The following is a 22,824-nucleotide window of genomic DNA, read 5'->3' as shown; positions in this document are numbered from 1 at the left end:
GCAGGTCAGGATCAATAGATGCTGAAAGGGAAGTACTTGTCGTTGATCTTCTTGTAAGTGCCGTCAGCAACGATTTCTTTCAGCGCGACGTTCAGCTTTTCGCGGATCGGGTCGTTTTTACGGACAGCAATGCCGATCTTGTCGCTTTCTTCCACAGGGTCGCCTTTGAACTCGTAGGATTTGCCTGCATCGCTCTTGAGCCACTCGTAGTTGACGTACTTATCGGCCAGGATGCCGTCCAGACGGCCGGAAGTCAGGTCCAGGTAAGCGTTTTCCTGGGTGTCGTAGAGTTTGACCTCTACGCCTTCCATGTTGTCTTCCAGCCAGGTACCCGCCAGCGTCGCGCGCTGTGCGCCGATCACTTTGCCTTTCAGCGAGTCCTTGTCGGTCTTGAAGTCGACGCTTTTAGGCGCGATGAACTGCAGCTTGTTGGAGTAGTACGGGTCGGTGAAGTCCACCGCTTGCTTGCGCTCGTCGGTGATCGACATCGAGGAGATCAGGAAGTCGAACTTCTTGGCGTTCAGGGCCGGGATGATGCCGTCCCAGTCGGAGGTCACGACGGTGCACTCGACTTTCATCTTGGCGCACAGGGCGTCGCCGATTTCCTTGTCGAAGCCGACGACATTGCCGCTGGCATCTTTGTTGTTGAACGGCGGATAGGCCGCTTCGATGCCCATCTTCAGGGTTTCAGCCATGGCACCGGCGCTGAACGCCAGGGTAACGGCGGCGGCCAGGAAGACCTTCTTGAAATTCTGCATGCGGTTAGCTCCGTTAGCGGTTGCTGGACATGAATTGTTTGCAGCGCGCCGAAAGCGGGTTTTCGAACACCTGCTGTGGCGATCCTTGCTCTTCTACCAGGCCCTGGTGGAGGAACACCACTTCGCTGGAGACCTGACGGGCAAAGCCCATCTCATGGGTAACCAGCAGCATGGTGCGGCCTTCTTCGGCCAGTGCGCGGATGACATTAAGTACTTCCTGGACCATTTCCGGGTCAAGCGCGGAGGTGGGCTCGTCGAACAGGATGACCTTGGGCTGCATGGCCAGGGTGCGGGCGATGGCCGCGCGTTGTTGCTGGCCGCCGGACAATTGCGCCGGGTAGGCGTGGCGCTTGTCGGCGATGCCGACCTTGGCCAGCAGGGCTTCGGCGACTTCGATGGCTTCGGCCTTGCTCTGGCCGAGCACACGGCGCGGGGCCTCGATGATGTTGTCGAGCACGCTCATGTGCGGCCACAGGTTAAAGTTTTGAAACACAAAACCGATTTCGCTGCGCAGGCGATTGATCTGCTTGCCGTCGGCAGCGACCAGTTCGCCGTTCTTCGCGGCCTTGAGCTTGAGTTCTTCGCCGGCCACCAGGATCTGGCCCTGGTGCGGGTTTTCCAGCAGGTTGATACAACGCAGGAACGTGGACTTGCCGGAGCCGGATGAGCCGAGGATCGAGATCACGTCGCCGTCGCGGGCGGTCAGCGAGATGCCCTTGAGCACCTCCAGCGAGCCGTAGCGTTTGTGCAAGTTGCGGATTTCAAGCGCGGGCGTGGCCTCAGCCATGTGCGTTCCTCATTATGTATTCGCTCCTGCTGTTGGTGGCCTTCCTGGCGAGGCGGCCAAGCTAGCATAGCGTTTCAAAGGCAGCCAACAGCGCTACGGGCAGTAAACGGGTGGCATGTGGCAGGTTGTCGCATCGGCGCAGCAGACTGTCGCCCCATCAACAACCGAACAGCCGTTTGAACCCTGCTTTCAGACAAAAGCGCGGTGGCTGTCGCGTAAAAAAGGGCGCGATGTTGCCAGCTTTGGCGGGGGGTTGGAAGCGCTAACCGGCCAAAGGTGGCGGATCTGCCCTTTTATCGTGCATCGCAGGATTTCTGCGTGTGTTTCCGGTGCGCTGTTTCGTCCTTAAAGTGAGTCGCAGGGTAACGTTCTGGCAAAGTGCCATTAATATCAATGGCTTGCGATGACTGTCCGGTCCAGGCGAGATCACCGTGGTAGACGGTGTTGAAACATTTTGGCGCAAATATTGCGTGCAGATTCCGGAACGCCCCGTTTGTTTCTTTTTACAAGAGGGAACACGAGCGGGATGAACGCATTCGCTTTTCCTTACAAAGGTAGTTTCAATGAGCAGTACCCAAAGCTCTAACGGCCTCGAACAGGGGCTCAAACCGCGGCATGTCACCATGCTGTCGATTGCCGGGGTTATCGGCGCCGGCCTGTTCGTTGGTTCGGGCCACGCTATCGCTGCAGCAGGCCCGGCCGTGCTCCTGGCTTACGCCGCTGCCGGCATGCTGGTGGTGTTGGTGATGCGCATGCTTGGTGAAATGGCTGTTGCCTCGCCGGACACGGGCTCCTTCTCGACATACGCCGATCGCGCGATCGGTCACTGGGCCGGCTTCACCATCGGCTGGCTGTACTGGTGGTTCTGGGTGCTCGTCATCCCGTTGGAAGCCAACGCCGCCGCTACCATCCTGCATGCCTGGTTCCCTGGCGTAGACATCTGGGCCTTCGCCCTGGTGATCACGATGCTGCTGACCGTGACCAACCTCTTCAGCGTGAAGAACTACGGCGAGTTCGAGTTCTGGTTCGCCCTGATCAAGGTCCTGGCGATCATCGGTTTTATTGTGCTCGGCGTGATGGCGATCTTCGGCTTCCTGCCAAACAGTCAGGTCAGCGGCGTTTCACACCTGTTCGACACCCAGGGTTTCCTGCCTAACGGCATGGGCGCGGTGCTGGGTGCCATCCTGACCACCATGTTCTCCTTCATGGGTACCGAGATCGTGACCATCGCGGCCGCGGAATCGAAGAACCCAGGCAAGCAAATCTCCAAGGCCACCAATTCGGTGATCTGGCGGATCGGCTTGTTCTACCTCGTCTCGATCTTCATCGTCGTGGCCCTGGTGCCATGGAACGACCCGGTCCTGGCCAGCCTCGGCTCCTACCAGACTGTGCTTGAACGCATGGGTATCCCGAACGCCAAGATGATCGTCGACATCGTGGTATTGGTCGCCGTGACCAGCTGCCTGAACTCGGCGCTCTACACCTCGTCGCGCATGCTGTTTTCCCTGGGCAAGCGCGGTGACGCACCGGCCATGTCTACCCGCACCAACAAAAGTGGCACGCCTTACTGGGCAGTCATGCTGTCGACTGGCGCAGCGTTCCTGGCCACTTTCGCCAACTACGTGGCCCCGGCTGCGGTGTTCGAATTCCTGCTGGCCAGCTCCGGCGCCATTGCGCTGCTGGTGTACCTGGTGATTGCAATCTCGCAACTGCGCATGCGCAAGCAGCGCATGGCTCGCGGTGAGAAAATCGTGTTCAGCATGTGGTTGTTCCCGGGCCTGACCTACGCGGTGATCGTGTTCATCGTCGCGGCCCTGACCATCATGTTGTTCCAGGAGGCTCACCGCGTGGAGATCCTCGCGACTGGCTTGCTGGCCGTTCTGGTCGTTGCTGCCGGCTTGCTGGTAGCACGTCGTCGCAAACTGGAGCAGCGTGGCACGGTCGTGCTGAGCTGATTCGTAGCGCGTAATAAAAAACGGCCGCTGTCAGTGATGACGAGCGGCCGTTTTTGTTTGAGTCGATTGCTTTATGTTCATTCGGCATGAACCCAGTCTTCTACGCGTAACCCTGGAACACGCTCAAACTCCCGCAAGTTATTGGTGACCACGATAAACCCGCGTGAGCGTGCGTGACCGGCAATCATCTGGTCGTATGGACCTATGGGTTTGCCTGCCTTTGCCAGTTCGGATCGAATCATTCCAGTGTGTGCTGCTGCTTCGTTGTCGAAGGGAAGGACTTCAAGTCGGGCGGCGAAGCCTTCTATGACCGCCAGGTTTCTTTCGGGGGCTGCCGACTTTTCCGCTCCGTAAATCAGCTCCATCAACGTGACCGCACTGATGCACAGTTGGCCGTGATGACGGTTGAATGCCTCCCGTACCATTTGTGGTTTGTTCTTGATGGTGAAGGTGCAGATGTTGGTATCGAGCATGTACTTGATCATCAGAACGACTCGCGCTCCTGATCGGCGGGTTGCTCGCGATCGGCCATGAAATCTGGCGTGATGCTTTCGCCATCGAACCAACTATCCCAGGTCTCGCCGGCGGGCGTGATGATGCGGCTTCGACCGACGGCGACGACGTCGACTCGTTTCACGTCGTTCGGCATCGCTACAGCTTTCGGCAGGCGAACGGCCTGGCTTCGATTGCTCATGAAAAGAGTTGTCTGTTCCATAGGGGCCTCCTGCGCTTTTTTAGCGTGATGAGTCCAAAGGATAGGTTTTGTGTTGGATATGTCAATGGGATATACGTTGGGGCTGACGGAAGGAGTGCGCTCGATTCAGAGCCAAAAAAACGGCCGCTGTCAGTGATGACGAGCGGCCGTTTTTTGTTTGAGTCGTAACCCTTACTCGGCTTTTTCTTCCGGCGCTTCCAGCGACTCGCGGTAGACATCCAGTGCAGCGCTGAAATCGGCGATGAACTGTGGCTCGCTGAGCCATGCCTGGGCGGTTTCGCGGTCCATGCCGTCGGCCCACATGCGGTAGTCGATCAGCATGTCGGCGGCCAGGTGGGTAGCGGCCATGCCTTCGTCGTCGGCGTTTTCCATGTCCAGCAGTTCTGGATGGTCGATGATGATGAAGGCCAGGTTCGTCAGCAACACCGAGAGCATTTCGCTGCGGCTGACGGCTTCCGCGTCGCGCATTTTGCTGAACATCGCCAGGGTGTATTCCGGGATCGGCTCGGCGAGGTGGCCTAGGTCATCGTCCAGCGCGGCGGGCTTGCGGCCGTGGATATTGATCTGCTTGGCTTTGGCTTTTGCGCGTTTGGCGCGTTTCTGTTGCTTGTTCAGGGAGGCCATGGGAACTCAGTTCGGTTTCTGTTGGGTTTGCGCGGCAATAGCGTCGGACGCCGCCACGTAGTCAGCCTGGAAGGCTGGGGATTCGATCCACGCCAGGGCACCGGCTTCGTCGGTTTCGGTGGACCATTGGCGATATTCGATCAGGGCGGCGAGGATAAAGTCCATCGCGCCTTCTTCGCCTTCCTGCTCGTACACCAGCTCCAGCAGCGGGTCTTCGAGGAAGGCCGTGCACATGGCCTGCTGGCTGAGCTTCTCGGCGTCGATCATTTTCTTGAACAGTTCGGTCAGGTCCACCGACTCGAAGTCGATGCGATCGTCGTTCGGGTCCAGCTCGACCGGCGCAGCCGCCCTTTGGGTGCGGTTCTGCTTGGCCTTGGCCTTGGCGCGGGAGGCGCGTTTTTGCTGTTTGTTGGCAGAGGCCATGGGCGTCGTTCCGTAATTCGGTGAAAAGGGCAGGTGACTTAGCTGCGAGGTACTGTCCGCCCGGGTGCGTCGGGGGGCAGCTCGCCGTTTTGCAGCCAGGACAATGCGATGGGCCATAGTGTGGCTTGGTATGCGCTGCGAAAAAAGGCGAAATGTCCAACTTCTTGTTCGCCGATGTCTCCGGGGGTAATGCGCAGGTGGGTGTTTATGCCCGCGGTGAAGTAGCCGAGCAGGCGTTCGATGGCCGGGACAGTGCCGTAGGGATCGTCGCTGATACTGATAGCCAGGGTTCTCGCGGTGACGGCTGCGAAGTTTTTGACATGGATGTCCTGGCCGCTGGGGCGCTTCTCGTATCGCGGGGTGGGCGTGCTCCAGTCTCGGACCACACCGGCTGGCGTGTCTTCTAGCCAGCCGAGGCGTTTGCCGGGAAAGTAGCCGCACAGCATCGTCACCAGTGGCATCACTACATGCCACTTGGCAAACATCCGCCAGCGCTGAGCGGGCTCATAGTCGCGCCAGTAAGCGAATTGCGCACCGACTGTCACCAGGCGACGGATTAGCGCTCCGGACGATCCCAGGCCCGCTGCGCAACCTCCAAAACTGTGACCGACCACATCGATCGGTTGACCGGGAAATTCACGCTGTGCGCGCTTGAGCATCGCCTCGAAGTCCAGGGTCCCCCAATCGGACCAGGACGCCTCAAGTGTTTTCATCGATGCGGGCCGAGATTCGCCGATGCCACGGTAGTCATAGGTGATGACATCGAAGCCGTTGGCAAACAGGTAATCGGCGAAGCGCGAGTAGTGTCGGCAGCGCACCGAGGTGGCGGCGTTGATGATGACGACTGCTCGAGAAGAGTCCTGATCCGCCTGTCGCCAGGTGAAGCCGCCAAGGACGAAACCGTCGGAGGCGGGTTGCTTGAACGGTTCGCCCGAAGTGCCAGGCTTGAGCGGCAGCTCGATTTGACGGGGGGTGAGGGATGGAGTGTCCTGCAAATTCATCGGCGTCGGACCTTTGCGGGTAGCTGCCTAAGATAGTCCTCAGGTCGACGGCTTGACCAGTTTTGCTCAGCTGCATCGTCCATATACCACTTGCGTGCCTTTTCGTTGTCTACGCGTAGAAGCCTGCGGTAGAGCGTCCAGCTCAATTCGAGGCGCAGTGCGTCTCGAGCCGAACTCCACGGTCCGCACCTTCGCAAGTGTTGGGGAGCAAGCAGATAGATGTGAAGGTTGAGGGAGCGATCCCCGTAGTACGTTTCGTAGTGGCTGCAAGTTCAAATCGTTCTAAAACACGACGACCGTGCCGGAAATCCAAGTTGAGTAACGATTGGGTTCCATGGGACCCGGGAGTCGTCATCATGAAATCTGTGAAGTCACTGTTCCTGCCCCTTGTCGCTATCGGCGTGTTGATGTTGCCGGTTGCACCGCAGGCCGCCAGCCTCGAGCCGATCGACAATTCGGGTGTGCAGGTTCAACGGCAAGAACAAAACGGAATTACCTATTTGTCCGGAGGTATTGGCGAGGATGAGGCGAAGGCAATCCAGCAAACTTCGGGTTACAACTTGCATATGACGTTCTCCGTCGGCGTCGAGAATGAATATATTCCGGATGTCGATGTAGCCATTCATAACGCGCAGGGTCAAAGCGTGTTGAACCTGACGGGGGCGGGTCCGCTGGTGTACGTCCAACTGCCTCCTGGCAAGTACACGGTGGTTGCGACGCGTGCGGGTGAGACAAGGCGTGATACCGCGGATGTTGGGACAGGAACCGCGCGCAATCTGGTATTTCACTGGAATGGCGGTGTATAGCCTAGTCGCAGACGCGAGGCTTTTTCGTCAGCACTCAAATCCGCAAACAGCCGCTTTCACGGCCGTTTGCGGAACACCGCGCGCTAGAGTTTCGGTTTGCCAATGCGCGATGGATGGGTTGCTGAACAAACACCTGGGGGATGGAGTTAGCGGATGCTGCGGATGTTGCCTTTGTTGCCTTTTACCGTGACGGATACTTTCTTGAAGATGAAATAGTTTTCTTCGTTCACTTCATAGCGAGGGGCGACGATCAGGTCGGCACCGGAAGACTTGACCGCTTTGTAGGCCGCAGCAGATTTGACTGCGCTGACCGGATCAAGGCCCAGGCTGCTCAAGCCACCGCTCTGGCCGCCATAGCTGACGCCGTCGGCAAATTGCGAGTCGCCACCAAATTTAAGAAAGCCGAACAGAACGTTGACCGAAGACTGGCCGGAGATCGCGTCACCGACGGCGATGTCCGCTTTCAAGTCTGCTTTGACGGTGCTATCGATTGGCGAGGACGGCTGGCTATTGTTGTAACTGACGCAGCCGCTGGCGGCGACAATGATTGTCGATAGGGCGAGGAATTTCAAAAGCTTATTCAAGAGCTGCTTCCTTACGTTTGAACGTGAATGCATGCAGGCAGATTTGCTGCTGCCGTATTTTCGCCGCCTAAACTTTTGCGCTCTATGAGAGGGATCCTAAAACACTGTATGAAGAGCGGGCACAACTGGAAGGAAGGAGTGCTTGATAGGTGTAGGAATTTTCGTTTGCAGTGGATTTGTTAAATCCCGGACATACAAAACTGAGTCATACCTACTGCTCCTCACCCCCGGCACTACCGAGCTTTTTCTTGGGGACCGAGCATATTTTTACTATTTTTCCTCGCCGCCAGAGTCGAGCATGATCCTGCGAAACCAATAAAAACTGACCGTATCAGCGGTCGGCATGGGAGTAGCGTGTGCTCGATCTCAACTACTGGCAGCAGCGGGCTGCCCGCCAAACATTCATTGAAAATGCGTTGATCGGAGGGCAGCAGGTTGCGTGCGCCTCGGGTGCGACTTTCGAGGTGATCAATCCGGCGACCAACCAGCTGCTGGCATCTGTTACTGCATGCGGCGAGGACGAAGTGAACCTCGCCGTGCGTTCGGCGCGCCGGGCGTTCGAGGAGGGGCCGTGGGCGCGGATGGCGCCGGTGGAACGCAAGAAGATCCTGATCCGGCTCTGCGAACTGCTCCTGGCCAACCGCGAGGAGTTGGCACTGCTCGACTCGCTGAGCATGGGCAAGCCGGTCATGGATGCCTACAACATTGATGTACCTGGCGCGGCCCATGTGTTCGCCTGGTACGGTGAGGCCCTGGACAAGCTCTATGACCAGGTGGCGCCTACCGCGCGCAATGCCCTCGCCACCATCACCCGCGAGGCCCTTGGGGTGGTTGCCGCCGTGGTGCCATGGAATTTCCCCCTGGACATGGCGGCCTGGAAACTCGCCCCGGCATTGGCTGCCGGAAACAGCGTGGTCCTCAAGCCTGCCGAGCAGTCGCCATTTTCTGCCTTGCGCCTGGGTCAGTTGGCGCTCGAGGCCGGCATGCCGGAAGGGGTATTGAATGTTGTCCCGGGCCTGGGTGAAAGTGCCGGCAAGGCCCTGGGACTGCATCCTGATGTGGACTGCCTGGTGTTCACCGGTTCGACCCAGGTCGGCAAGTACTTCATGCAGTACTCGGCCCAGTCCAACCTCAAGCAGGTCTGGCTGGAGTGCGGCGGCAAGAGCCCGAACCTGGTCTTCGAAGACTGCCAGGACCTGGATCTGGCCGCGGAAAAGGCCGCGTTCGGCATCTTCTTCAACCAGGGCGAGGTCTGCTCGGCCAACTCCCGGCTCTACGTGCAACGATCTATCCATGATGAATTCGTCGAGCGCCTGATTGCCAAGGCTCGGACCTGGATGCCCGGTGATCCCCTCGACCCTCAGAGCAGGGCCGGTGCCATCGTCGATAGCGAGCAGGCCGACCGCATCATGAGGGCGATCGAGCAGGCTCAAGGCGAAGGCGCGAAGATCCTGGCAGGCGGTGAACGCCTGACGATCAATGGCTCTTCGAACTTTATCCAGCCGACGATTTTCGCTGGCGTGGGTCGAAACATGAGCCTGGCCCGTGATGAGGTTTTCGGTCCGGTGCTGGCCGTCAGTGCCTTCGACACCGAAGAAGAGGCGATTGAGTTGGCCAACGACAGCATCTACGGGCTCGCCGCGTCAGTCTGGAGTGATGACCTGAACCGTGCGCATCGTGTGGCCCGGGCCTTGAAGGCCGGGACCGTCTCGGTCAACACCATGGATGCACTGGATGTCGCCATTCCTTTTGGTGGCGGCAAACAGTCCGGTTTCGGGCGCGATCTTTCCCTTCATTCGTTCGACAAGTACACGCAACTCAAAACCACCTGGTTCCAGCTTCGTTAAGTCCGCGGCCCTCGGCCACGTCGCACGGCGTGGCAGGAAAAAACCATCTGCACGCACCTCTCGGGGTGGCGTGCTTTTCCTGCTGGCGGGGCAGCAGGGGCGCTCATTCTGCGCCCTTTGGTCGACTCACCCCAACGGGTGATATCGGCAGTTTTGCGAGCGTGGGAACATCATTTCAACCCCGGCACCAGTCAACTTGTGTCGCTCCCAACCGTTCTTTCGGCGAGTCTTTGAAGTGGAAAACGATCGGTTTTTTTCTGCGCAATGGTTCGAACAGATGGCCAAGGTGACCGAGAGTATCGGTCAACCGGGATTCACCGCGACGCTGTTCGAAACCCTGGGCTGTATCTGGCCTATTCAGGCGACGACGCTGTACCAGTATCCGCATGGTGGCATGCCCAGCGCGCTGTTCGAACTGGATGGCCCCTGGCTGCCGCAAGGCAATGTGCGCCAGTACCTGTCTGGGTTCTACCTGCTCGACCCGTTCTACGGTGCCTGTGTGGAAGGCGTCAGCTCCGGTTGCTATGACCTCGCCGAGGTCGCGCCCGACCACTTCGAACTCAGCGAGTACTACCAGTCGTTCTATCGGCACTCGCACCTGCAGGACGAGCTGAACTACATCCTGCAGTCTGCTCCCGGGCTGAGCCTGGCTGTTTCACTGGCGTTCACGGAAAAACTGGATGCAGCGACGACGCAGCAGTTCAAGCGCATTGCACCCTGGGTCCTGACCTTGCTGGGCAAGCACTTTGTCGGCCTGGATACGCGCGGCGCGCGCTTCGAAAACCAGCTGGAGCAGCGCATCCACTCGGCCCTGAATAACTTCGGTTCGTCGATCCTGACCGAGCGCGAATGCCGCATCGCCCAACTGATCCTGCGTGGCCATTCGACCCGCTCCCTGGCCGAACGCCTCGGGGTATCGGAGGACACCATCAAGTCCCATCGCAAGAACGTCTACTGCAAGCTCGATATCGGCACGCAATCGGAGTTGTTTTCACTGTTTATCGATTCGTTGGCCGAAGCCCAGGGCGTGCTCAGCAAAGACCCTCTTGAAAGCTACATGAGCAAGAGCCGCTGAGCGCACTTGCTACCCCTCGCGTGACTATCAACAAAAGAGAAAAAAGCCATGAATGCACCCTTCGAACCGAAACGGCAGACTGAGGATTACCAGAAGTCCGATGCCGCCCACCACATCCATGCGTTTGTGGATCAAAAGGCGCTCAATGCCGAAGGTCCTCGAGTGATGGTCCGCGGCGAGGGCCTGTATCTCTGGGACAACGATGACAAACGTTACCTGGACGGCATGTCGGGCCTGTGGTGCACCCAGCTCGGTTATGGTCGCAAGGACCTGAGCGCCGCGGCGGCTGCGCAGATGAACCAGTTGTCGTACTACAACATGTTCTTCCACACCACCCACCCAGCGGTGATCGAGTTGTCCGAGCTGCTGTTCAGCCTCCTGCCGGGCCACTACAGCCACGTCATCTACACGAACTCCGGCTCCGAAGCGAACGAGGTGCTGATCCGTACCGTTCGCCGTTACTGGCAGGTGGTCGGCAAGCCGCAGAAGAAGATCATGATCGGCCGCTGGAACGGTTATCACGGCTCGACCCTGGCGGCCACTGCGCTGGGCGGGATGAAGTTCATGCACGAGATGGGCGGCCTGATTCCGGACATCGCGCACATCGATGAGCCTTACTGGTACGCCCAGGGTGGCGAGCTGACCCCGGCCGAGTTCGGTCGTCGCTGCGCTTTGCAGCTGGAAGAGAAAATTCTTGAGCTGGGCGCCGAGAATATCGCGGGCTTTATCGCCGAGCCTTTCCAGGGCGCTGGCGGCATGATCTTCCCGCCCGAGAGCTACTGGTCGGAAATCCAGCGCATCTGCCGTCAATATGATGTGCTGCTGTGTGCCGATGAAGTGATCGGTGGCTTTGGCCGCACCGGCGAGTGGTTCGCCCACGAGCATTTCGGTTTCGAGCCGGACACCCTGTCGATCGCCAAGGGCCTGACTTCCGGTTATGTGCCGATGGGTGGTTTGGTGCTGGGCAAGCGCATTGCCGATGCGCTGGTGGAGCAGGGCGGTGTCTTCGCCCACGGCCTGACCTATTCCGGACACCCGGTCGCGGCCGCAGTGGCGCTCGCCAACCTCAAGGCGCTGCGTGATGAAGGTATCGTTCGCCAGGTGAAGGAGGATACCGGGCCGTACTTGCAGCAGATTCTGCGCGAAGTGTTCGGCAACCATCCAATGGTCGGCGAGATCCAGGGCGCGGGCCTCGTGGCGGCCTTGCAGTTCGCCGAGGACAAGGCCACGCGCAAACGCTTTGCCAACGAAAACGACCTGGCCTGGCAGTGCCGCACCTTCGGTTTTGAAGAGGGCGTGATCATTCGTTCTACCCTGGGCCGCATGATCATGGCGCCGGCACTCGTGGCAACGCGCACAGAACTGGACGAGCTGGTGGAAAAGACCCGCATCGCGGTAGACCGCACGGCACGGATCGCGGGAAAGCTTTGAGGTCATCTGTGAGCGGGGTGGTGATCGACAGCGTTACATCGCCCTGCGTGCCTATCGATTGAACAAGAGGCTGCCCGACATTGGGCAGCCCGCCCTTCAGCAGATCAATTCACTCACGGTATCCGTGCTTCGGATACCGCAGCGTCCTGCATTCAAATTTTCAGGAGTCAGCAATGAATACAATAACAAGCGTGGCCGATACTCCTTCCCATCATTGCCCGTCGCAAGCAGATTCGCCCGGCAAGTTTCGACAATCCCTGGGGCTTGGCGCGCTGGTGCTCTTCGGCCTGGCTTATATGGTCCCGCTGGCGGTGTTCACCACCTATGGCCTGGTGACCCAGATGACCAAGGGGCACTTACCAACTGCGTATTTGCTGACCCTCGCCGCCATGCTGCTGACCGCTTACAGCTACGGGCGCATGGTGCAGGCGCATCCGTATTCGGGATCTGTGTATTCCTATACGCGCAAGGCCTTCGGTAGCTACTTTGGCTTCATGGCTGGGTGGACCTTGTTGCTGGACTACATCTTCCTGCCGCTGCTCAGTTATTTGCTGATCGGCATCTACATGTCCGAATACTTCCCCGCGGTCCCCGCTGCGGTGTGGGTGCTCGGCTCCATCGCCCTGGTGACCTTCCTCAACCTGATCGGTATCGAATCAATCACCCGGGTCAACTTGCTGCTGGTGGTTGTCCAGTTGGTCTTCATCGTGGTGTTCGTTGCGTTGTCGATCCACAACCTGGGGGATCAGGCAGAGCCCGTCTCGCTGCTCGCGCCCTTCCACCATGAGGGCTTCAGCGTGCCGCTGATCATGTCTGGCGCGGCGGTTCTCTGCCTGTCCTTTCTCGGTTTCGACGCGGTGTCGACCATGGCCGAGGAAACGCCCAACCCGCGGCGTCTGATCCCCCTCGCGATCATGGTGGTGAGCCTGCTCGGTGGCCTGCTGTTTGTCCTCGTCTCGTATTTCGCGCAAATGGTCTACCCGCAATGGAACACCTTTGCCGACCCGGACTCGGCGTCGCTGGACGTCATGCGTCGCGTGGGGGGAGAACTGCTGGTGACCGCGTTTACCGCCACCTATGTGGCCGGCTGTTTTGCCTCGGCGATGGTCTCCCAGGCCAGCGTCTCCCGGGTGCTGTTCGCCATGGGTCGCGACGGTGCGCTGCCCCGGGTGTTCGGCAGGCTGGTCTCGAAGAAACGGGTGCCGGCCACCGCGATCATGCTGGTCAGCCTGTTCTCGCTGATTGCCCTGTTCATCACCCTGGATACCGTGGCCAACATGATCAGCTTCGGTGCGCTCTTCGCGTTCTCGGCGGTGAACCTGGCGGTCATCAAGCATTACCTGGTCGACCAGAAGCTGCGCGGCACCCGCAACTGCCTGTTGTACGGCGCGGTACCGGCCTTGGGGTTCCTCAGCACCCTCTGGCTGTGGACCAGCCTGTCCAGCATGTCGTTCATGATCGGGCTGTGCTGGATGGGGTTGGGGCTCGTTTGTCTGCTGGGCGTCACGCGCGGGTTCCGGGTGCAACTGCCGGAGCTGCAGATGGCGGAGTGATCCGCTGAGGCCGGGCTGCTCCCGTCGCCCCTTGTGATCGCCTGCACCAGGCTTTCACGGGGGGTACGCAAGGGTACAAACCCTGGAAAGCAAAAAACCCGCACTAGGCGGGTTTTTTGTGTGTTTTCAGGTGTGCTTGGCATCACCTGAAAACGAAAGGTGGTGCCCAGAGACGGAATCGAACCGCCGACACGGGGATTTTCAATCCCCTGCTCTACCGACTGAGCTATCTGGGCAACGGGGCGCATTAAACTGGTTTTTCAGGGGGTCGTCAAGCAAGTTATCAAAAAATATTTAATTATTACCGTTGCTTACGATCCACCCCCCGACTCCACAGGCTTACTCCGCAGGCGGAACGTAGCCTTCGGCCTTGGCGTATTCCTCGCCGGAGAAGTACTTGTCCATCTCGCCCTGCAGATATTTGCGATCTTCGGCGTTCATCATGTTCAGGCGCTTTTCGTTGATCAGCAGGGTCTGGTGTTTTTGCCAGTCGGCCCAGGCCTTGGCCGAGACGTGGTCAAAAATGTCCTGGCCTTTGGCGCCCGGGAATGGAGCGCGCTCCAGGGCGGGCAATTCTTCTTTGTACTTGCGGCACATGATGGTGCGGGTCATGACGACTCTCCTGCGTTCAATACGACGGCCGCGCGTTCGAGCAAGGTCTTGACCGGGGCGGCAAGGCCCAGGCGCGGCGGGGTGGCGAGGTTATACCAGAGCCAGTCGGCCTCGGCCACGTGATGGCCGGCTTCCTGGACCTGGACCAGCCAGGGTTCGATGGATAACTGGAAATGGCTGAAGGTGTGCACCAGGCTCGGCAGTGCCTGCGGGTTGCCCAGGGCCAGCGAGTGTTGCGCGGCGAGGTGTTGCAGGTCGTCGAGGTCATCGAGTTCCGGCAGGCTCCATAAACCGCCCCACAGGCCCGTGGAGGGGCGGCGGTAAAGCAGGATCGCCCCTTCGGCATTGGCGAGCATCGGCATCAGCGTGCGTTTCTGCGGGATGGCTTTGCGTGGCTTGGGAATCGGGTAGCGGGTTTCCAGGCCGAGCATGTGCGCTTCACAACCCTTCTGCAGCGGGCAGAGCAGGCAGCTCGGCTTGCTGCGGGTGCAGAGCGTGGCGCCCAGGTCCATCATCGCCTGGGTGTAGGCGTTGACCCGATCGTGCGGCGTAAAGCGCTCAGCGTTGGCCCAGAGCTGTTTGGCGACCTTCGGCTCGCCTGGGTAACCCTCTTGTGCGGTAAAACGCGCCAGCACGCGCTTGACGTTGCCGTCGAGGATGGGCGCGCGCAGGCCCATGCTGATGCTGGCGATCGCGCCGGCCGTGGACAGGCCGATGCCCGGCAGGTCGGTGAGCTTTTCCACGTCCCGGGGAAACTCACCGCCGTACTGCTCGACGACGATCTTCGCGGTCTTCTGCAGATTGCGCGCACGGGTGTAGTACCCCAGGCCCGTCCACAGGTGCAGCACTTCGTCTTCGGGCGCCGCTGCAAGGGCTTCTACCGTCGGCAGCGACGCCATGAACCGGTCGAAGTAATTGAGCACAGTGCTGACCTGGGTTTGCTGCAACATGATTTCCGAGACCCACACCCGATACGGGGTGATGCCCTGTTGCCAAGGCAAATCGTGGCGGCCGTGGCGGTCGAACCATTCCAGTACCGCCGATGAAAACTGCTCGGCTCTCATCGCTTGAACAGCCCCTTGAGTGCGTCCTTGAGTTCCGGGCTGACCTTGTCGCCCAGTTTCTCGTCGATTTTGTCGCCGATGCGCTCGCCCGCCAGTTTGCTCGCGACCTGGCCCATGCGTTCGTTATCCAGGCGGCAGGCCTTGGCGCCGAGCTCCAGCGGGCCGCGGCAACGCAACGGCCACTGGATGCCGACAAATTTTTCGCCCACCTGGCAAGCCGGGTCCGGCATGTCGCTCTTGTCGCCTTCGACAATGATGCCCACGCGGTAATCCATGCCCAGGACGCGCAGGTCGACATCGCCGTCGCCGTTGACGGTCATGCCCGGGATGCGCACTTTCAGGTCCGGGTTGCTCGCGACGCCGTTGCGCAAGGTCAGGTTGCCCTTGAGCTCCTGGAAGGGTGTGTCCTTGCCCCGCGGCTCGCCGCTGAGGGTTTTGCGGTTGAGCGTGGCGATGCCTTTGCACAACTGCTGTTCCAGGTTGGCATTGAGCAGCACGCCATTGTTGATGACGAAACTGGCGTTGCCGTTGAGGGTTTCGATCAGCGCTTTCTGGCTGTTGCCGCTACCGGTGAGGGTGCTGTTGAGGGTTACAAGGCCCTTGACCGGTGGTTCCTTGCCCTGGCTTTCAAGGATTTTTTCCGCGGGCACCCGGCTGATCTGTGTCTGCATGCTAACCACAGGTGTCTGCTGGCGCACATCGAGGGTGCCTTTGGCGTCGAAGTTGCCCTCGTACAGGTCGCCGCGCAGGCTCGTCAGCGTCAACAGTCCGTCCTGGCCGCTGGCCTTGAGTACGGCGTTCTTGATCGGCAGTTTTTCCAGGGTCAGTTGGCCGAAGGTCAGGTCGGCGTCTACATCCAGCTTGGCCAGGCGCTCCACTGGCAACAGGCGTTCGTTGCTCCACGCCTCTTTGGTCGGCGATGGTGGCAGCGGTGTGCTGCCGGCCCCGGCCATGGCATCGGCTTCGGTGCTGGCGACTTCGGCCTGGCGCACTTGCTTGGCGCTGTTGGCTTCGGCCGACTTGGGCGGCAGGTAACGGTCGACGTTGAAGGTGTCGGCCTTGAGGGTTGCGCGCAGGGATTGTTTGGCAAAGTCCTCGACGGCGATGCGCCCAGTAAAGGTGCTGTCGTCGACTTTCAGATTGAGGTCATCCAGCGTAAGGCTGGAAGGCGTGCCGGCCAGGCGCGTGGCCACTTCGACTTTGCTCAGGCTGCCTTCGGCCATGGCCGGGAGTTTCTGGCCGATGCTGTCGACGAATTTCGCCAGGTCGAACTGGGCAATCGACAGTCCGCCGCTGACCTGCGGGGTCTTGTCCAGGTCATTGACTTTCAGCTCGCCCAGCGCTCGCAACTGGTTGGCGGAGACCTTGATCCCGGTCCATTCGGCGACGTTGGCGGCCTTGTCCAGCAGCAACTGCCCCTGGGCGGCGAAGGTCATGGTCTTGCCCTGCAACGGATCGCCGGCGACTTCACCGGACAACTTCATGTCTTCGAGCTTGTAGCGCTGCAGCGCGCGCTCGAAGCGCAACTCGCCGCTGAGCTCTGTACGCACCCGCAGAACCGGCTGGTTGGTGCCCAGGAATGCGGTGAGCTTGAGCGGGATATTGGTCGAGTCGTGCACCGGGCCGGTACTGAGCTGGATGCTTTCGGCGCTGAATTGCTTGCCGGTTTTTTCGTCGCTGTATTCAACGCGGGCGTTGTTGACGGTCAGGCTGTCGATGTCCAGGCGAATGGGCTGGGCCGGTTTCTCGGCCTGGGCGGTGGTTGGCGACTCGGGTTCGCCGCTGCTCTCGGCAGGCGTGGCCGTGGTTGCAGGCTTGGGCGCCTTGCCGATGTCTTCCCAGTTGCCGTGGCCATCCTTGTCACGGTTCAGGCGCAGGTTCAAGCCTTCGACGCGCACATCGCTCATCTGCACCTCACGGCGCAGCAACGGCAGCACGCGGACCGACAGGCCGAGCATCTGCAGGTCGGCGAACGGATCGGCAGGCTTGGCCAGGGTGGCGACCGCCGCATCGTGCAGTTCCAGGCCCAGCCACGGGAACAGGCTCCAGCCGATATCGCCATTGAGCGTCAGCTCGATGTGGGCCTTGTCGCGGGCTATCTGGCGTATCTCGTCTTTGTAGTCGTTGGGATCGAAGAGGTGGGTCAGGGCGAAGCCCAGCGCCACTACGATCAGCAACAGCCCGAGAAGTACCAGACCCAGGATTTTGCCGAACGCTTTCATGGGCGAGTCCTTGTAGTTAGTCGAATTCGAAATTTAGCCGGGGAGTATAGCGCTCCACCGCGAGCGACCGGGCAGATCACGAGGGCAGAGTGTCGAGCATCCAGGCAAAAAGTAATTTTTCCTACAATTTCGGCGCGGTACCGAAGAACTTGTTCAGCCGTTCGACCATGACCGGACGGGAGGTTCCTTCAGGGGTAGGAAATCGAAAACGTGATGTCACTTTGGTTTTTTGCTCATTGGCAAATGCTACCCTTCCTCTGTTCGTCCGTCCCTGCGCGGCATGATGTCGCATAAAACGAGCTTTCCCTGAATAAAACAGTCATGTCTGCGTGCATAAAGGCTGAGGGCGGAGAGTGGCTGGCGAACCTTATAATAATTGGGGGATACACAATGACCACGAGTATCACGGCGGACGGCCTTCAAGCCGACCAGACCGCGTTCCTTTCCAAGGAACGCATCATCGCCAAGCCCGGTTTCAACCGGTGGCTGGTGCCACCGGCCGCGCTGGCCATCCATCTGTGCATCGGCATGGCCTACGGCTTTTCGGTGTTCTGGTTGCCGCTGTCCAAAGCGCTGGGTATCACCGCCCCAGTGGCTTGTGCGCCGGACATGAGCTTCATCGCCCAGGTCTTTTCTTCGCAATGCGACTGGCCGATTTCGATGCTCGGCTGGATCTACACGCTGTTTTTCATCTTCCTGGGTTGCTCGGCAGCCATCTGGGGTGGCTGGCTGGAACACGCCGGACCACGCAAGGCGGGTGTCGTCTCGGCGTTGTGCTGGTGCGGCGGCCTGCTGATTTCCGCGCTGGGGGTCTATACCCACCAGATCTGGCTGATGTGGATCGGCTCCGGGGTCATTGGCGGTATCGGCCTGGGCCTGGGTTACATCTCGCCGGTGTCGACCCTGATCAAGTGGTTCCCGGACAAGCGCGGCATGGCGACCGGCATGGCGATCATGGGGTTCGGCGGGGGCGCGATGGTCGGTGCACCATTGGCGGCAGCGTTGATGAGTCACTTCGCTTCACCGACCAGTGTCGGCGTGTGGCAGAGCTTCCTGGTCATGGCGGCGATCTATTTCGTGTTCATGATCGGCGGCGCGCTGTCCTATCGTGTACCGCCTACCGGCTGGAAGCCTGAAGGCTGGACGGCACCGGCGAAAAAAGCCGCGAACGCGATGATCACCCATCGTCATGTGCATGTGAATGTGGCGTGGAAAACGCCACAGTTCCGCCTGGTATGGCTGGTGCTGTGCCTCAACGTATCGGCGGGCATCGGCATCCTCGGCATGGCTTCGCCGCTGTTGCAGGAGGTGTTTGCCGGCAAGTTGCTGGGCAACGATCTGACATTCGGCCAACTGGATGCTTCGCAACTGGCTTCGATTGCAGCAATCGCCGCCGGATTCACCGGTCTGCTGAGCCTGTTCAACATCGGTGGCCGGTTCTTCTGGGCATCGTTCTCCGATTACCTGGGCCGGAAAAACACCTATTTTGTGTTCTTTGCCTTGGGCTTCGCGCTGTATGCGTTGATCCCGAACCTTGGCCATCTGGGCAACATTGCGCTGTTCGTGGCGGCGTTCTGCATCATCCTGTCGATGTACGGTGGTGGTTTTGCGACTGTTCCGGCGTATCTCGCGGACCTGTTCGGTACGCAAATGGTCGGCGCGATCCATGGGCGTTTGCTGACGGCGTGGGCGGCGGCGGGCGTGTTGGGGCCGGTGCTGGTGAACTATCTGCGTGAGTATCAGCTGAGCATCGGTGTTGAGCGTGCTGCGGCTTATGACATCACCCTGTACATCCTCGCGGGCCTGCTGGTGCTGGGTTTCCTGTGCAACCTGCTGGTTCGTCCGGTGGCTGACAAGTACTTCATGACCGACGCGGAACTGGCCGCCGAACAGGCGCTGGGTCACGACAAAGGGGCTGACGCCAGCACGTCGCTGGAGTGGAAAGCGGCGCCGGGTACCAGGCCTCTGGCGATTGCTGCCTGGCTGGTGGTGGGTATTCCATTGGCATGGGGTGTCTGGGTGACGTTGCAGAAAACGGCGGTGCTCTTCCACTGATATCCAGCTCTCTGTAGGAGCCGGCTTGCTGGCGATCAATGTGACGCGGTCTGTTAGATAGGCCGCCTTCGCTGGCAAGCCAGCTCCTACAAAGGGTCGAACGCCGTGCATTGGCAATGAATGCCGGCTTGTATGGACATGTCTATCCCCGACGACTGGGGATTCTATCCGTCAGCGATATCACCTCTCGTGTTTCTGTTTCGCGCCCGCGCCCCTATAATGGTTGCCTTTTTCGCCCAATGATTTTGCGGAGCTGGTGATGGCCGAACGTATGGCGTCAGTCGAGCGCGACACTCTGGAAACCCAGATCAAAGCCTCGATCAACCTGGATGGCACCGGAAAGGCCCGATTTGATATCGGTGTCCCTTTTCTTGAGCACATGCTGGACCAGATCGCCCGTCACGGGCTGATCGACCTGGATATCGTCAGCAAAGGCGACCTGCATATCGATGACCACCACACCGTGGAAGACGTCGGTATCACCCTGGGCCAGGCATTCACCAAAGCCATCGGCGACAAGAAAGGCATCCGTCGCTACGGCCACGCCTACGTGCCGCTCGATGAAGCGCTGTCGCGCGTGGTGATCGACTTCTCTGGCCGCCCGGGCTTGCAGATGCATGTTCCGTACACCCGTGCCACCGTCGGCGGCTTTGACGTTGACCTGTTCCAGGAATTTTTCCAGGGCTTCGTCAACCACGCCAACGTCACCCTGCACATCGACAACCTGCGTGGCCACAACACCCACCACCAGATCGAAACCGTGTTCAAGGCTTTCGGCCGCGCGCTGCGCATGGCTGTGGAGCTCGATGACCGCATGGCCGGACAAATGCCTTCGACCAAGGGCGTCCTGTAATGCAGACAGTCGCGGTTATCGATTACGGCATGGGCAACCTGCACTCGGTGGCCAAGGCCCTCGAGCACGTCGGTGCCGGCAAGGTCCTGATCACCAGCGATGCCAACGTGATTCGCGAAGCCGACCGGGTGGTTTTCCCCGGTGTTGGCGCGATCCGCGATTGCATGGCGGAGATCCGTCGCCTGGGGTTCGATTCGCTGGTGCGTGAAGTCAGCCAGGACCGTCCGTTCCTCGGCATCTGCGTCGGCATGCAAGCCCTGCTCGAGCGCAGTGAAGAGAACGACGGCGTCGACTGCATCGGCCTGTTCCCGGGCCAGGTGAAGTTCTTCGGCAAGGATCTCGTCGAGGATGGCGAGCATCTGAAAGTCCCGCACATGGGCTGGAACGAAGTGAAGCAGAAGGTCAGTCATCCGCTGTGGCATGACATTCCGGACCTGGCGCGTTTCTACTTCGTGCACAGCTACTACATCGCCGCCGGCAATGCCCGGCAGGTGGTCGGTGGCGGTCACTACGGTGTCGATTTTGCCGCAGCGCTGGCCGAAGGCTCGCGTTTCGCCGTGCAGTTCCACCCGGAGAAAAGCCATACCCATGGCCTGCAGTTGCTGCAGAACTTCGCCGCGTGGGACGGTCGCTGGTAAATGGCCGTCAAGAAGAAGCCGCCGATCCTGACCCTCACTCCCGAGCAGGAGAACGAGGCCAACAGCAAGATCAAGCGTTTCATGGAAGATCGCTTCGAACTGGACCTGGGTTCGTTCGAGGCGGCTGAAATTCTTGAGCTGTTTACCCGTGAAATTGCTCCGCACTATTACAACAGGGCGATTTTCGATGTGCAGGCGCACCTCAAGGAGAGGTTCGAAAGCATCGAAAGCGACCTGTGGGCGCTCGAGAAAAACTGATTTCCGAGCCAAGCTAACATTCGAATTTGAAGGTTTGCCAGATGCTGATTATTCCCGCTATCGATCTTAAAAACGGTGCCTGTGTTCGTCTGCGCCAGGGCCGCATGGAAGATTCCACGGTGTTTTCCGATGATCCGGTGAGCATGGCTGCCAAGTGGGTGGAGGGCGGTTGCCGTCGTCTGCATCTGGTCGACCTGAACGGCGCGTTCGAAGGCCAGCCGGTCAACGGCGAAGTGGTCACCGCGATTGCCAAGCGCTACCCGAACCTGCCGATCCAGATCGGCGGCGGTATCCGCTCCCTGGAAACCATCGAGCACTACGTCAAGGCGGGTGTGAGCTACGTCATCATCGGCACCAAGGCTGTGAAAGATCCGGCCTTCGTTGCTGAAGCCTGCCGCGCGTTTCCAGGCAAGGTGATCGTGGGTCTCGACGCCAAGGACGGCTTTGTCGCCACCGACGGCTGGGCTGAAATCAGCACCATTCAAGTGATCGACCTGGCCAAGCAGTTCGAAGCCGATGGCGTGTCCGCGATCGTTTATACCGACATCGCCAAAGACGGCATGATGCAAGGTTGCAACGTACCTTTCACCGCTGCGCTGGCTGCTGCCACGAAGATCCCGGTGATCGCTTCCGGCGGCATCCACAACCTGGGTGATATCAAGACGCTGCTCGACGCCAAGGCGCCAGGCATCATCGGCGCCATTACCGGCCGTGCGATCTACGAAGGCACCCTCGACGTCGCTGAAGCGCAAGCTTTCTGCGATTCGTACAAAGGCTGAGGACTGACCATGGCGCTGGCCAAACGCATCATCCCTTGCCTGGACGTGGACAACGGCCGGGTCGTCAAAGGTGTGAAGTTCGAGAACATCCGCGATGCGGGCGACCCTGTTGAAATCGCCCGTCGCTACGACGAGCAAGGTGCCGACGAGATTACCTTTCTCGACATCACCGCCAGCGTCGACGGTCGCGATACCACCCTGCATACCGTCGAGCGCATGGCCAGCCAGGTGTTTATCCCGCTGACCGTGGGCGGTGGCGTGCGTACCGTGCAGGACATCCGCAACCTGCTCAATGCCGGTGCGGACAAGGTCTCGATCAATACCGCGGCCGTGTTCAACCCGGAATTCGTCGGCGAAGCGGCGCAGCATTTCGGTTCGCAATGCATCGTGGTCGCTATCGATGCGAAGAAGGTCTCGGGGCCGGGCGAAACCCCGCGCTGGGAGATTTTCACCCACGGTGGCCGCAAGCCAACCGGTCTCGACGCCGTTGAATGGGCGAAGAAGATGGAAGGCCTGGGTGCCGGTGAGATCCTGCTGACCAGCATGGACCAGGACGGCATGAAAAATGGTTTCGATCTGGGCGTTACCCGCGCCATCAGCGACGCGCTGGGTATTCCGGTGATTGCCTCCGGTGGTGTCGGCAACCTGCAGCACCTGGCCGATGGCATCATCGAAGGTCACGCCAGTGCGGTCTTGGCGGCGAGTATTTTCCACTTCGGCGAATACACCGTGCAGGAAGCCAAGGCGTACATGGCCCACCGCGGAATCGTGATGCGTTAAACAA

Annotated in this window: 23 protein-coding genes, 1 tRNA gene and 1 pseudogene; 12 read left to right on the top strand and 13 right to left on the bottom strand. The window is 59.8% G+C overall.

Going from position 1 to position 22,824, the window contains the following annotated elements; genetic code table 11:
* Positions 1-11: 11 nt before the first annotated feature.
* Together BKX96_RS29150 and BKX96_RS29145 are read right to left on the bottom strand one after the other, a co-directional pair.
* Positions 12-758, bottom strand: a complete 747-nt coding sequence (locus tag BKX96_RS29150; protein ID WP_077186153.1) for an ABC transporter substrate-binding protein — start codon at positions 756-758, stop codon at positions 12-14.
* A 13-nt stretch (positions 759-771) separates the two neighbouring features.
* Positions 772-1,545 (bottom strand): ABC transporter ATP-binding protein, encoded by a 774-nt coding sequence (locus BKX96_RS29145; protein ID WP_007972784.1) that lies wholly within the window; start codon positions 1,543-1,545, stop codon positions 772-774.
* A 563-nt stretch (positions 1,546-2,108) separates the two neighbouring features.
* Here BKX96_RS29145 and gabP point away from each other — a divergent pair.
* Positions 2,109-3,500: a GABA permease gene (gabP, locus tag BKX96_RS29140; RefSeq protein ID WP_046815299.1), complete on the top strand. Its 1,392-nt coding sequence runs from the start codon at positions 2,109-2,111 to the stop codon at positions 3,498-3,500.
* 77 nt (positions 3,501-3,577) lie between these two features.
* Here the strand turns inward: gabP and vapC are convergent, their stop codons facing one another.
* The 6 genes and pseudogenes from vapC to BKX96_RS31950 all read right to left on the bottom strand — a co-directional run.
* A complete protein-coding gene (gene vapC / locus BKX96_RS29135) occupies positions 3,578-3,985 on the bottom strand; it encodes a type II toxin-antitoxin system tRNA(fMet)-specific endonuclease VapC (RefSeq protein ID WP_077186152.1) in 408 nt (135 codons plus the stop codon).
* The gene (gene vapB, locus BKX96_RS29130; RefSeq protein ID WP_046815297.1) at positions 3,985-4,215 is read right to left on the bottom strand and encodes a type II toxin-antitoxin system VapB family antitoxin; all 231 of its coding nucleotides are present in this window, start codon (positions 4,213-4,215) and stop codon (positions 3,985-3,987) included. The genes vapC and vapB overlap by 1 nt, the downstream gene beginning before the upstream one ends.
* Positions 4,216-4,386: 171 nt before the next feature.
* Complete coding sequence (locus tag BKX96_RS29125; RefSeq protein WP_046815296.1) at positions 4,387-4,839, bottom strand: hypothetical protein; 453 nt, start codon at positions 4,837-4,839, stop codon at positions 4,387-4,389.
* 6 nt (positions 4,840-4,845) lie between these two features.
* On the bottom strand, positions 4,846-5,262 hold the full coding sequence (locus BKX96_RS29120) for a hypothetical protein (RefSeq protein WP_046815295.1): 417 nt from the start codon (positions 5,260-5,262) through the stop codon (positions 4,846-4,848).
* A 38-nt stretch (positions 5,263-5,300) separates the two neighbouring features.
* Complete coding sequence (locus BKX96_RS29115) at positions 5,301-6,263, bottom strand: alpha/beta hydrolase family protein (RefSeq protein ID WP_077186151.1); 963 nt, start codon at positions 6,261-6,263, stop codon at positions 5,301-5,303.
* 20 nt (positions 6,264-6,283) lie between these two features.
* Positions 6,284-6,430 (bottom strand): annotated as a pseudogene (locus tag BKX96_RS31950) (DUF1016 N-terminal domain-containing protein); the annotation flags it as partial.
* A 189-nt stretch (positions 6,431-6,619) separates the two neighbouring features.
* Between BKX96_RS31950 and BKX96_RS29105 the strand changes: the two are divergent.
* Positions 6,620-7,069: a hypothetical protein gene (locus BKX96_RS29105; RefSeq protein WP_077186150.1), complete on the top strand. Its 450-nt coding sequence runs from the start codon at positions 6,620-6,622 to the stop codon at positions 7,067-7,069.
* 146 nt (positions 7,070-7,215) lie between these two features.
* On the opposite strand, the gene BKX96_RS29100 is transcribed toward BKX96_RS29105, so the two are convergent.
* Positions 7,216-7,653 (bottom strand): hypothetical protein, encoded by a 438-nt coding sequence (locus BKX96_RS29100; protein ID WP_143512487.1) that lies wholly within the window; start codon positions 7,651-7,653, stop codon positions 7,216-7,218.
* A 356-nt stretch (positions 7,654-8,009) separates the two neighbouring features.
* Here BKX96_RS29100 and BKX96_RS29095 point away from each other — a divergent pair, with 356 nt between their 5' ends.
* From BKX96_RS29095 to BKX96_RS29080, 4 genes are all read left to right on the top strand, one after another.
* Positions 8,010-9,500, top strand: coding sequence for an aldehyde dehydrogenase (locus BKX96_RS29095; protein WP_046815291.1), 1,491 nt, complete (start codon positions 8,010-8,012; stop codon positions 9,498-9,500).
* A 277-nt stretch (positions 9,501-9,777) separates the two neighbouring features.
* Positions 9,778-10,575 carry a helix-turn-helix transcriptional regulator gene (locus tag BKX96_RS29090; protein ID WP_046815435.1) on the top strand — a complete coding sequence of 266 codons (798 nt, stop codon included), beginning with the start codon at positions 9,778-9,780 and terminating at the stop codon, positions 10,573-10,575.
* A 48-nt stretch (positions 10,576-10,623) separates the two neighbouring features.
* A complete protein-coding gene (locus tag BKX96_RS29085; protein ID WP_077186149.1) occupies positions 10,624-12,006 on the top strand; it encodes an aspartate aminotransferase family protein in 1,383 nt (460 codons plus the stop codon).
* Positions 12,007-12,179: 173 nt separating this feature from the next.
* The gene (locus BKX96_RS29080; RefSeq protein WP_077186148.1) at positions 12,180-13,559 is read left to right on the top strand and encodes an APC family permease; all 1,380 of its coding nucleotides are present in this window, start codon (positions 12,180-12,182) and stop codon (positions 13,557-13,559) included.
* A 160-nt stretch (positions 13,560-13,719) separates the two neighbouring features.
* Here the strand turns inward: BKX96_RS29080 and BKX96_RS29075 are convergent.
* The 4 genes from BKX96_RS29075 to BKX96_RS29060 all read right to left on the bottom strand — a co-directional run bounded on the left by BKX96_RS29075 (position 13,720) and on the right by BKX96_RS29060 (position 17,457).
* A tRNA-Phe gene (locus tag BKX96_RS29075) sits at positions 13,720-13,795 on the bottom strand.
* 103 nt (positions 13,796-13,898) lie between these two features.
* Positions 13,899-14,171, bottom strand: a complete 273-nt coding sequence (locus BKX96_RS29070) for an oxidative damage protection protein (RefSeq protein WP_008024947.1) — start codon at positions 14,169-14,171, stop codon at positions 13,899-13,901.
* Complete coding sequence (mutY, locus tag BKX96_RS29065; RefSeq protein ID WP_046815288.1) at positions 14,168-15,235, bottom strand: A/G-specific adenine glycosylase; 1,068 nt, start codon at positions 15,233-15,235, stop codon at positions 14,168-14,170. Before mutY ends, BKX96_RS29070 begins: the two co-directional genes overlap by 4 nt.
* A complete protein-coding gene (locus BKX96_RS29060) occupies positions 15,232-17,457 on the bottom strand; it encodes an AsmA family protein (protein ID WP_077186147.1) in 2,226 nt (741 codons plus the stop codon). Before BKX96_RS29060 ends, mutY begins: the two co-directional genes overlap by 4 nt.
* A gap of 390 nt (positions 17,458-17,847) precedes the next feature.
* On the opposite strand from BKX96_RS29060, the gene BKX96_RS29055 reads away from it, so the two are divergent.
* The 6 genes from BKX96_RS29055 to hisF all read left to right on the top strand — a co-directional run bounded on the left by BKX96_RS29055 (position 17,848) and on the right by hisF (position 22,820).
* On the top strand, positions 17,848-19,512 hold the full coding sequence (locus BKX96_RS29055; protein ID WP_077186146.1) for an OFA family MFS transporter: 1,665 nt from the start codon (positions 17,848-17,850) through the stop codon (positions 19,510-19,512).
* Between the two features lie 259 nt (positions 19,513-19,771).
* Entirely contained in the window at positions 19,772-20,365 is a 594-nt protein-coding gene (gene hisB, locus BKX96_RS29050; RefSeq protein ID WP_007939452.1) for an imidazoleglycerol-phosphate dehydratase HisB, read from the top strand.
* Positions 20,365-21,003 carry an imidazole glycerol phosphate synthase subunit HisH gene (gene hisH, locus BKX96_RS29045; RefSeq protein ID WP_077186145.1) on the top strand — a complete coding sequence of 213 codons (639 nt, stop codon included), beginning with the start codon at positions 20,365-20,367 and terminating at the stop codon, positions 21,001-21,003. The genes hisB and hisH overlap by 1 nt, the downstream gene beginning before the upstream one ends.
* On the top strand, positions 21,004-21,261 hold the full coding sequence (locus BKX96_RS29040; protein ID WP_046815284.1) for a DUF2164 domain-containing protein: 258 nt from the start codon (positions 21,004-21,006) through the stop codon (positions 21,259-21,261).
* A gap of 41 nt (positions 21,262-21,302) precedes the next feature.
* Positions 21,303-22,040, top strand: coding sequence for a 1-(5-phosphoribosyl)-5-[(5-phosphoribosylamino)methylideneamino]imidazole-4-carboxamide isomerase (hisA, locus tag BKX96_RS29035; protein WP_077186144.1), 738 nt, complete (start codon positions 21,303-21,305; stop codon positions 22,038-22,040).
* Positions 22,041-22,049: 9 nt separating this feature from the next.
* Positions 22,050-22,820: an imidazole glycerol phosphate synthase subunit HisF gene (gene hisF / locus BKX96_RS29030; RefSeq protein WP_007972752.1), complete on the top strand. Its 771-nt coding sequence runs from the start codon at positions 22,050-22,052 to the stop codon at positions 22,818-22,820.
* Positions 22,821-22,824: the final 4 nt, after the last annotated feature.

The sequence above is a fragment of the Pseudomonas putida genome, assembly GCF_001976065.1.
Classification (GTDB): Bacteria; Pseudomonadota; Gammaproteobacteria; order Pseudomonadales; family Pseudomonadaceae; genus Aquipseudomonas; species Aquipseudomonas serbica.
This window is presented reverse-complemented; position numbering and strand designations above follow the sequence as displayed.

Excerpts from the sequence above, each read along its gene's own strand:
- BKX96_RS29150 (WP_077186153.1), bottom strand. The coding sequence starts at position 758 with ATGCAGAATTTCAAGAAGGTCTTCCTGGCCGCCGCCGTTACCCTGGCG.
- BKX96_RS29145 (WP_007972784.1), bottom strand. The coding sequence starts at position 1,545 with ATGGCTGAGGCCACGCCCGCGCTTGAAATCCGCAACTTGCACAAACGC.
- gabP (WP_046815299.1), top strand. The coding sequence starts at position 2,109 with ATGAGCAGTACCCAAAGCTCTAACGGCCTCGAACAGGGGCTCAAACCG.
- vapC (WP_077186152.1), bottom strand. The coding sequence starts at position 3,985 with ATGATCAAGTACATGCTCGATACCAACATCTGCACCTTCACCATCAAG.
- vapB (WP_046815297.1), bottom strand. The coding sequence starts at position 4,215 with ATGGAACAGACAACTCTTTTCATGAGCAATCGAAGCCAGGCCGTTCGC.
- BKX96_RS29125 (WP_046815296.1), bottom strand. The coding sequence starts at position 4,839 with ATGGCCTCCCTGAACAAGCAACAGAAACGCGCCAAACGCGCAAAAGCC.
- BKX96_RS29120 (WP_046815295.1), bottom strand. The coding sequence starts at position 5,262 with ATGGCCTCTGCCAACAAACAGCAAAAACGCGCCTCCCGCGCCAAGGCC.
- BKX96_RS29115 (WP_077186151.1), bottom strand. The coding sequence starts at position 6,263 with ATGAATTTGCAGGACACTCCATCCCTCACCCCCCGTCAAATCGAGCTG.
- BKX96_RS29105 (WP_077186150.1), top strand. The coding sequence starts at position 6,620 with ATGAAATCTGTGAAGTCACTGTTCCTGCCCCTTGTCGCTATCGGCGTG.
- BKX96_RS29090 (WP_046815435.1), top strand. The coding sequence starts at position 9,778 with ATGGCCAAGGTGACCGAGAGTATCGGTCAACCGGGATTCACCGCGACG.
- BKX96_RS29085 (WP_077186149.1), top strand. The coding sequence starts at position 10,624 with ATGAATGCACCCTTCGAACCGAAACGGCAGACTGAGGATTACCAGAAG.
- BKX96_RS29080 (WP_077186148.1), top strand. The coding sequence starts at position 12,180 with ATGAATACAATAACAAGCGTGGCCGATACTCCTTCCCATCATTGCCCG.
- BKX96_RS29070 (WP_008024947.1), bottom strand. The coding sequence starts at position 14,171 with ATGACCCGCACCATCATGTGCCGCAAGTACAAAGAAGAATTGCCCGCC.
- mutY (WP_046815288.1), bottom strand. The coding sequence starts at position 15,235 with ATGAGAGCCGAGCAGTTTTCATCGGCGGTACTGGAATGGTTCGACCGC.
- BKX96_RS29060 (WP_077186147.1), bottom strand. The coding sequence starts at position 17,457 with ATGAAAGCGTTCGGCAAAATCCTGGGTCTGGTACTTCTCGGGCTGTTG.
- BKX96_RS29055 (WP_077186146.1), top strand. The coding sequence starts at position 17,848 with ATGACCACGAGTATCACGGCGGACGGCCTTCAAGCCGACCAGACCGCG.
- hisB (WP_007939452.1), top strand. The coding sequence starts at position 19,772 with ATGGCCGAACGTATGGCGTCAGTCGAGCGCGACACTCTGGAAACCCAG.
- hisH (WP_077186145.1), top strand. The coding sequence starts at position 20,365 with ATGCAGACAGTCGCGGTTATCGATTACGGCATGGGCAACCTGCACTCG.
- BKX96_RS29040 (WP_046815284.1), top strand. The coding sequence starts at position 21,004 with ATGGCCGTCAAGAAGAAGCCGCCGATCCTGACCCTCACTCCCGAGCAG.
- hisA (WP_077186144.1), top strand. The coding sequence starts at position 21,303 with ATGCTGATTATTCCCGCTATCGATCTTAAAAACGGTGCCTGTGTTCGT.
- hisF (WP_007972752.1), top strand. The coding sequence starts at position 22,050 with ATGGCGCTGGCCAAACGCATCATCCCTTGCCTGGACGTGGACAACGGC.